The sequence below is a fragment of the Mixta theicola genome (assembly GCF_002895925.1).
In the GTDB taxonomy this organism is placed as follows: Bacteria; Pseudomonadota; Gammaproteobacteria; order Enterobacterales; family Enterobacteriaceae; genus Mixta; species Mixta theicola.
The window spans coordinates 1-7,809 of record NZ_NWUO01000028.1 but is presented as its reverse complement, the minus strand read 5'-3'; the positions used below and the strand labels follow the sequence as shown (position 1 = coordinate 7,809).

Here is a 7,809-nt window from a genome sequence, read left to right as displayed (position 1 = left end):
TTGACGTGGTGATATGGATGACGGATGGCTGGCCGCTGTATGAATCCCGCCTGAAGGGAAAGCTGCACGTAATCAGCAAGCGATATACGCAGCGAATTGAGCGGCATAACCTGAATCTGAGGCAGCACCTGGCACGGCTGGGACGGAAGTCGCTGTCGTTCTCAAAATCGGTGGAGCTGCATGATAAAGTCATCGGGCATTATCTGAACATAAAACACTATCAATAAGTTGGGACCATTACCGCAGTTGGTATGATTCATTCTCATTTTTAGTTACTTACCATAATTAATTTGTCCACCGTTTAAGCAACGATTCCAAAGTGATCCATCCCAGCCTTTGAACTAGCCAGATCAATTTCTAATGCTTCAGAAGCATGGTAAGCGTACAGCGAGAACCGTATTGACGGGGATGTGTTATTCAGTTGGCAGTGTGATGCGCCAGGGTAGCAGCTCGCTGACCCGGTTGACCGGCCAGTCAGCTATGACGTCAAGGACATGGCGAAGGTAGCTTTCTGGATCCACGCCGTTCAGTTTGCACGTCCCGATCAGACTGTACAGCAACGCTCCCCGCTCACCACCATGGTCTGAGCCGAAGAACAACCAGTTTTTACGACCCAGACTGACCATCCGCAGCGCATTTTCAGCGATGTTATTATCGGCTTCGGCCCAGCCGTTTTCTGCATAGTACGTCAGGGCCGGCCACTGGTTCAGGGTGTACGTGAACGCCTTTGCCAGCTCCGAGTGTCGCGACAGCGTTTTCATTTTTTCACGCAACCAGCTTTCCAGGGTACTAAGCAGCGGTTTCGTTTTCCGCTGACGTTCAGCAAGCCGTTGTTCCGCCAGCATTCCTCTTATTTCCGCCTCCACGGCATACAGTTCGCCGATACGCTTCAGGGCTTCCTCCGTCAGGGCTGACGGCGTGCGAACGTGCACATCGTGGATTTTACGGCGGGCGTGAGCCCAGCAGGCGGCTTCCGTTATCCGGCCATCGCGGTACAGCTCGTTGAACCCGGCGTACGCATCCGCCTGTAGCACACCGCTGAACCCCGCAAGATGGGTCTGCGGATGGATGCCTTTTCTGTCGGGGCTGTAGGCGAACCACACCGCCGGTGCCAGCGCTGACCCGGCGTTGCGGTCATCACGAACATACGTCCACAACCGCCCGGTCTTCGTCTTCTTATTGCCCGGCAACAGCACCTGGACCGGGGTATCATCGGCATGGAGTTTACCGTCAGTCAGGACATAGTCCTGAAGCGCCTCCTCCAGCGGGGACAGCAGCCGGCAGCATGCATCCACCCAGCCCGACAGCAGTGAACGGCTCAGTTCCACGCCCTGGCGACCGTATATTTCAGACTGACGATACAGCGGTGTGTGCTCTGCATACTTTGAGGTCAGCACGCGGGCCATCAGCCCCGGTCCGGCGATACCCCGCTCAATGGGGCGCGAAGGCGCGGGGGCCTGCACGATGGCATCACATTTTGTGCAGGCATGTTTTTCCCGTACGGTCCGGATCACCCGGAAGGCGCTGCGCATCAGCTCCAGCTGTTCAGCGGCATCCTCACCCAGGTAACTCAGCGCACCACCACACTCCGGGCAGCAGGAACCCGCTGGCCGCAGGCGTTTTTCATCGCGGGGGAGTGATTCGGGGAACGGTTTGCGGGTGCGGGTCTGACGCAGAGTGCGCTGTACTGCCGGGTCATCCACCCGACCGGTCAGCGTATCGCTCTCTTTCTGAAGCCGGTTCAGATCGGCTTCCATTTGTGCGATACGGCGGGAGACTTTTTCGGAACGGCTGCCGAAGTTCATCCGGCGAAGTTTATCCAGCTGCGCCTGCAGATGGTCTATTTCGCGCTCCCGGTCTGCCAGCTTTTCCAGCAGGGCACGGTTCAGCGCTTCCTGTTCGGCAAGGCGCTGTTTCAGCAGAAGGATGTCGTCAGAAGAGATGTCATTCATAAGCCAGCATTTTACCAGGCTTATTCTGCGACAACCAGGATAAAGAAGCCTACAGCATGGTCAGGGAGGTCAGCAACCGCTTCGGCTGTCGCCAGTCGATGTCTTCCAGCAGCATTGCCAGCTGCGCCGGGGTCAGGAACACTTTGCCATCGCGAGCTGACGGCCAGGCGAAGCGCCCGCGCTCCAGCCGTTTGGTCAGCAGGCACAGCCCGTCGCCGGTGGACCACAGAAGTTTAACCTGACTGCCGCTGCGGCCCCGGAAGATGAAGACATGGCCGGACATCGGTTCGTCTTTCAGCGCCGTCTGCACTTTTGCAGCCAGCCCGTTGAAGCCGTTTCTCATATCGGTAATACCGGCAACCAGCCAGATTTTGGTGCCTGTTGGTAGCGGGATCATCGCTTCAGTTCCTGTATCAGCAGAGTCAGAAGCTTTTCGCTGACAGTGCCGTTGAGGCGGAGTGTCCCGTGCCGGAACGTTACCTCACAGCTGATGCTGAGCTCTGAGTCCTCAGCGGGCGGTTCTGGTTGTACGGCGGTGGCATCGAGAGTCACAGGAAGTAACTGAGGACTCTCAGAGGAAGGTAATAGCAGCTTTCCCTCGCGCCACTGCTGGCGCCATTTAAAGAGCAGATTGGCATTAATGCCATTTTCAAGCGCCAGTTTTGAGATGGATATCCCGGGTTCGCAGGAGGCAGCAACGAGTTGCTGTTTAAACTCAGGAGAATAATTAGGGCAGCCTTTACGCCTGCCGGGAGTCATATTTTTCTGCATATCTGACACTTTGGTTCCCACTACTTATTTGGTGGACACCACTTTGTCGGATGCTTCAGATTATGACCAGACGGATCACGCTGTACGCTTACTTGTAAAAAGGCAGGCTGGAAATATCAATGTATTCCATACTTGCGTCTACTGGAATGATACCTTTAATAGCTTTGAGTATGCTTTTTGAATGTGACGAGCTTCTAATGCTTCCTGCAATGCCTGCAAAATGAAGTTGTGATGACATAACTACACCTCTGTGTCTTCGAAAACATCTGATTAACATCGCTATATTTTATAGAAAATTTCAAAGTTTTCTTTCGCCAATCAGCCAAAAGTTGTCGAGAACTTGCCATGCTCGCATAAAGAGTCGGTCTTCAATAAGTGTAAAACGACTACAAACGGGTATGTACGAGCATAACTTACAACAATAGAAAATCCCAAGCGTGAGTTTTTGGGGATGTCAGAATGTCAGAAAGAAAAATTAGCTGGTTTTCGTATGCGACGACAGTGAATAACTGCGGGTAATCAGATAAGCTTTGGTTGGCGCACATAACTTACACAACGGATCCTGTCCGTATCTGGCAGCGAAGGTTCTCAGTTAACCCGGAAAAATTTCGACTGGTTAATGAAACTCTGGATGACAGATGATATTGTCTTTAACGCATGACTTATGGTCGTATGGCGGCGTAATTATCGAAAGCAGATACTATATGATGAAAGATTCTGGGGAATGTGCCACGAGGCCTTCAGCGAAATTTTATTACATAGTAGTGTGTTATAACAGTAAAAGTAAGCATAATTCAAGCTATCAGATAATACCGATTAAAATGAGGGGGCAGTAAATGGAGCAGTTTTTCAGGGTGTTGGAAGTTCATCACCTGTCTGGAAAAAACATTGTTAACCATAGCCATAAATTTGGCCAATTGGCTGCCATACTCCAAGGAACAATGATTATCAAAACTGATAAAGGGTGGTGGCTTATACCTCCAGGTCTTTCCCTCTGGCTTCCCGCAGGAAGGCAACATGCCACTTCTTACAGTGAAGACTCTCATGTGATTTTGATTGAAATTGAGGGTAGTCGCCTAGATCAACTTCCTGCTGAATGTCAGCCCTATTACAGTATCTCATTTGCTGCGGGAATTAATTAAAGAATCCTTAAAAATTTTTAAATTATTGTCTGATCGTACAGAAAGCAGTAATGATTATGAAAGATTAGAGCTGATTTCGAAGCTGATCCAGTTACATATTCGGGATGCAAAAATCAGCCCGACTCTGTTTATCCCACATGGCAATGATTTACGCCTTCGCAATGCAACAGAATTGATGAAAAGAAATCCCGGTACGGACTTGTCACTGGGCGAACTGGCAAGGACATCAAACAGCAGCGAACGAACATTAGCACGTTTATTTGTATCGGAAACCGGCATGTCTTTCAGAAATTGGAGGCAGCAATTACGGCTTGTTATCGCTATTGACTTATTGTCGCGGGGTGAAAAAATAACAACGGTTGCATTTGAGCTTGGGTACTCAAGTGCCAGTAGCTTTACGACATTTTTCACACGGGTGATCGGGGTTTCGCCTCGAAAATTTATGAAACTTAATGAACCTGAAGGCTCAATGATATTTTGACTATCTCTTAAGCCGCTACTGTTTCTATCTAAGACGGCCTCACAATATCACATTCAGCAGCACCAATATCACCAAGCAAGGATGTTCCAGCTGAACAGTATTAGCAGCACGGCGACAAGCAGTTTGGCAGGTTCATGGCTAAAAATCGACGTGTATAGCTAGTACTGAACCACGCCATTGTGCGGTGACTGGTTACAACTTGGTAAGACACGGCTTACCCCTGGATGTGAAGGACAGACAGGAATACATCGGCACAATGTGAAATTATTGCGGATGTGCAAGGATAGTTGGCTTATCTTTTTCCCAGACAGTTACACGCCATCCTTGGCGTGTGACTATCAGATCGCCCGGAAAATTAAGCATCCGTGCGATGGGATGGCGTCCCTGACGCTTTCAGTACTCTGCCCGCTCCACATCTCCAACCCACCAGCTGCAGGCATAAATCGCGCGGCGATGTCGTGCGGCAGAATTGCATGCGTGTCCGAGATATTAAATATTGCGGTATAGTTGCTATCATCTGCTTCGGCCTGCCAGACGATCCAGGTATTGTCACGCCATACCTGTTTCTGATGCTTCAGCTTAAGGTGCATCTCGGTCAACTCTTTATTCGCCAGAAGACTGAAGGTCCAGTCATCCAGCAGAGTCAGCTCGCCGCCAAACATCAGCGGCGACTGGAACAGGGACCAGAGCGTCATCATGGTCCGTTGCTCGTCGCGGGTCAGACGCGTATCGCGTTCGGAAACCCCGCGCTCATCCGAGCGGATGGCAATATGCCCAAGCGGCAGCATATCGCAGTCCGGCCAGCTTCCCGGACGAATAAAGGGGGACCACTGATTGCAGCGCTCAAACATCTCAAGCACCATCGGCCACTCGTCCCAGAAATCATCGGTCAGTCGCCACATGTTTGCATGCTCCTGCAGGAAGCTGCCATCACGTAAGTTAGCTGGACCGGGGGAGAGCGAGAGAATGATATTCGGGTTAATGCGGTCGATGGACTCTCTAATGGCTTTAATCTCATCCAGATGCGCGTCCGGATAAATTTTGGAGAAGGCAATATCGTCGACTTTTATAAAGTCGATATCCCAGGCGCTATACATCTCCATCAGCGAGTCATAGTACTGACGTCCCTCGGGAAGACGGGTATTCACGCCGTACATATCTGAATTCCACGGGCAGATGGTGTTAGTGGCAATCTGGTCCGCAGTGAGAGTGGTTCCCTTCAGCGGCATGCGCCGATGTACGGCTTCCCGTGGGATACCGCGCAGGATATGTATACCGAACTTAAGGCCCAGGCTATGCACATAATCCGCCAGGGGTTTCATCCCCAGTCCGCCTTCGCTAGAGGGAAAGCGATTGACCGCAGGCACGGGGCGGCTGTACTCGTCCAGACACAGCGGTGCAAAGGTGTTATACAGCGAAGTGGAGGCGGTTGGCTCATACCACTGAATATCCACCACAACATACTCCCAACCATAGGCTTTCAGTTTTTCCGCCATCACCTGGGCATTATTTCTGACTTCCTGTTCAGTTACCGATGCACCGTAAATGTTCCAGCTGTTCCAGCCTTTTGGTGGAGTAAGAGCAATGTTTTTCATAAATCCCTCATTAAGTTGAGATGATACGCTGTCATAACCTGACAGCATTTTCGCGAGCCGGGCCGCCTGCGATGATATTGTCAGAAAGGGCGGATGCCGAGCCGTCAGACCGTATATCGCGGTATTTTTCTTCCAGCGTCAGCTGAATGGAAATAATCTTTTCATCGTTAAGCGTGTAGAACCGGCAGTAAATAAATAAAGACACCAGGCAAAGCAGGGAAGGGGCAACATATATCAGATGGAAGCCTGAAATCGTTTCCGGAGTTTGTACGGCTTTTGGCACGTAATGAATGGCATGGAGCATAGTGCCTACCAGATAACCGGTAATCGCGGCACCGAGTTTGATCATCAGCGAGTGTGCTGAATAGGAAACGGCTTCTGCACGTAATCCCATGCGGGCATCGCCGTAATCAATCGTATCGGCCACCATAATGAAAATCATCAGCCAGTAGAGGGCGTTAGCCAGCCCCATAAATACGCCGGAAAGAAGAATAATGGCGTTTACCGCCCACCCACTACTCAGCAGCGACGCAGCGTAGAGCAGAAAACAGGATGCGACAGGACAAAGCAGTGAGGTTATAAATATCGCCCTGCGGCCAAAAAGATCGACCGTTTTAGAGAAAAAGACAATGGAAGCGAGGCCAAAGCATCCGCCGACTATCATAAAGACGGAAAACAGACTCTGTGCGCCAATCACATAGGTGAAGTAATAAATATTGATCGCCTGCGTAATGTTGGTGGAAATAATAAAGAATATCGCTATGGCTAACAGCCAGAGCAGCTGATTATTTTTTACGATGATTTTACATGCCATGCTGAGGCTGAACGGGGTGCCGTCCTCCATATCATCTTCTTTATAATTTCGGGTCACCCAGCGGCAGGTAATGGTGGCGCTGATCGTTCCTAAAACGCCACAAAACACAGCGAGCAGCAGGAATCCAAGCCGATCGTTACTGCCGCCGAACAGATGTACGGTACCCATCGCGACGGCGCTGGCAATGTAGTTTGCGGCAGAGGCAAAAATACGCGGCCAGGGCATGACCGATTCCCGCTCTTTTTTATCCAGCGTTATCGTTGGCAGCAGGGACCAGAATGGCGCATCCGAAAGGGTGTAGGTTGTTCCCCAGATGATATAGGTGAGGGTGATGTAGGCCAGGAGCGCATCGCCGCTAAAATAGTGAGCCGAAAATAGCGAAACGGTTGCTACGGCGTTAAGTGCATTTCCCACCAGGATCCAGGGTTTATATTTTCCCCAGCGCGTTTTCGTTTTGCTTATTAAATAGGCAATGAAGATATCGGCAATCACGTCCCAGAAGCGGGCGACCAGAAAAATAAGCCCGACGATTTCGGCTTTAATGCCCACCACGTCGGTGTAATAGAAAAAAAGAAACGTATTAACAACAACCAGGCCGAAGTCCTTGCCAAAACCGCCAATGCCATAAGACATTTTGGTTGCGAAGGGCAGTCTGCCGACCGAGGCTTGTGCTTTCATGATCCCACCTTTGGTTAATTTTGTACGGTATCTGAACGGACTGGGCATCTATCTATAGAATTAAATTTTCATTAAAATGTAAATATGGAAAATTCGTTTTATTTCATCAAAAGAATATCCGGTTTAATGAATAAAACACAGATTTGTACTGCTACATGTATGGACAATGCCACTGCTGAATCCTCCATGTGAGACTCTTCACAAATATCGTTTTAATAATTTAATTTGCTCTTCTTTTAACCTAGCGCTGGCTTTGTTGAATAAATCAGATTTCGGGTAAGTCTTCCCCGTAGCGGGTTGTGTTTTCAGGCAATACGCACGCTTTCAGGCATACCTGCTTTCGTCATTTTGTTCAGCGCTCGTACCAGGGCCATAG

General features: G+C 50.1%; 10 protein-coding genes. 3 read left to right on the top strand and 7 right to left on the bottom strand.

Features of this window, described 5'->3' with window-relative positions; translation table 11 throughout:
* The coding region (locus tag COO59_RS20090; protein ID WP_001642742.1) for an IS1 family transposase at positions 1-227 on the top strand (227 nt) is incomplete at its 5' end.
* 186 nt (positions 228-413) lie between these two features.
* On the opposite strand, the gene tnpC is transcribed toward COO59_RS20090, so the two are convergent.
* The 4 genes from tnpC to COO59_RS20995 all read right to left on the bottom strand — a co-directional run bounded on the left by tnpC (position 414) and on the right by COO59_RS20995 (position 2,961).
* The gene (tnpC, locus tag COO59_RS20085) at positions 414-1,952 is read right to left on the bottom strand and encodes an IS66 family transposase (RefSeq protein ID WP_016808813.1); all 1,539 of its coding nucleotides are present in this window, start codon (positions 1,950-1,952) and stop codon (positions 414-416) included.
* Between the two features lie 49 nt (positions 1,953-2,001).
* Positions 2,002-2,349, bottom strand: a complete 348-nt coding sequence (gene tnpB / locus COO59_RS20080; RefSeq protein ID WP_103061426.1) for an IS66 family insertion sequence element accessory protein TnpB — start codon at positions 2,347-2,349, stop codon at positions 2,002-2,004.
* Positions 2,346-2,723, bottom strand: a complete 378-nt coding sequence (gene tnpA / locus COO59_RS20075) for an IS66-like element accessory protein TnpA (protein WP_004118218.1) — start codon at positions 2,721-2,723, stop codon at positions 2,346-2,348. Before tnpA ends, tnpB begins: the two co-directional genes overlap by 4 nt.
* An 88-nt stretch (positions 2,724-2,811) precedes the next feature.
* On the bottom strand, positions 2,812-2,961 hold the full coding sequence (locus COO59_RS20995; RefSeq protein WP_165786549.1) for a hypothetical protein: 150 nt from the start codon (positions 2,959-2,961) through the stop codon (positions 2,812-2,814).
* 598 nt (positions 2,962-3,559) lie between these two features.
* Here COO59_RS20995 and COO59_RS20070 point away from each other — a divergent pair.
* Positions 3,560-3,865, top strand: a complete 306-nt coding sequence (locus tag COO59_RS20070) for an AraC family ligand binding domain-containing protein (RefSeq protein WP_103061425.1) — start codon at positions 3,560-3,562, stop codon at positions 3,863-3,865.
* Complete coding sequence (locus COO59_RS20825) at positions 3,846-4,346, top strand: helix-turn-helix domain-containing protein (protein ID WP_133158627.1); 501 nt, start codon at positions 3,846-3,848, stop codon at positions 4,344-4,346. The genes COO59_RS20070 and COO59_RS20825 overlap by 20 nt, the downstream gene beginning before the upstream one ends.
* 338 nt (positions 4,347-4,684) lie before the next feature.
* On the opposite strand, the gene COO59_RS20060 is transcribed toward COO59_RS20825, so the two are convergent.
* The 3 genes from COO59_RS20060 to COO59_RS21375 form a co-directional block, all read right to left on the bottom strand.
* Positions 4,685-5,941 carry a glycoside hydrolase family 27 protein gene (locus tag COO59_RS20060; RefSeq protein ID WP_103061423.1) on the bottom strand — a complete coding sequence of 419 codons (1,257 nt, stop codon included), beginning with the start codon at positions 5,939-5,941 and terminating at the stop codon, positions 4,685-4,687.
* Between the two features lie 31 nt (positions 5,942-5,972).
* Positions 5,973-7,433, bottom strand: coding sequence for a glycoside-pentoside-hexuronide (GPH):cation symporter (locus tag COO59_RS20055; protein WP_103061422.1), 1,461 nt, complete (start codon positions 7,431-7,433; stop codon positions 5,973-5,975).
* A gap of 305 nt (positions 7,434-7,738) precedes the next feature.
* On the bottom strand, positions 7,739-7,809 hold a 71-nt coding region (locus COO59_RS21375), incomplete at its 5' end, for a hypothetical protein (protein WP_223349232.1).

Bases quoted from the DNA above. Each gene is read 5' to 3' on its own strand.
- tnpC (WP_016808813.1), bottom strand. From the start codon at position 1,952: ATGAATGACATCTCTTCTGACGACATCCTTCTGCTGAAACAGCGCCTT.
- tnpB (WP_103061426.1), bottom strand. From the start codon at position 2,349: ATGATCCCGCTACCAACAGGCACCAAAATCTGGCTGGTTGCCGGTATT.
- tnpA (WP_004118218.1), bottom strand. From the start codon at position 2,723: ATGCAGAAAAATATGACTCCCGGCAGGCGTAAAGGCTGCCCTAATTAT.
- COO59_RS20995 (WP_165786549.1), bottom strand. From the start codon at position 2,961: ATGTCATCACAACTTCATTTTGCAGGCATTGCAGGAAGCATTAGAAGC.
- COO59_RS20070 (WP_103061425.1), top strand. From the start codon at position 3,560: ATGGAGCAGTTTTTCAGGGTGTTGGAAGTTCATCACCTGTCTGGAAAA.
- COO59_RS20060 (WP_103061423.1), bottom strand. From the start codon at position 5,941: ATGAAAAACATTGCTCTTACTCCACCAAAAGGCTGGAACAGCTGGAAC.
- COO59_RS20055 (WP_103061422.1), bottom strand. From the start codon at position 7,433: ATGAAAGCACAAGCCTCGGTCGGCAGACTGCCCTTCGCAACCAAAATG.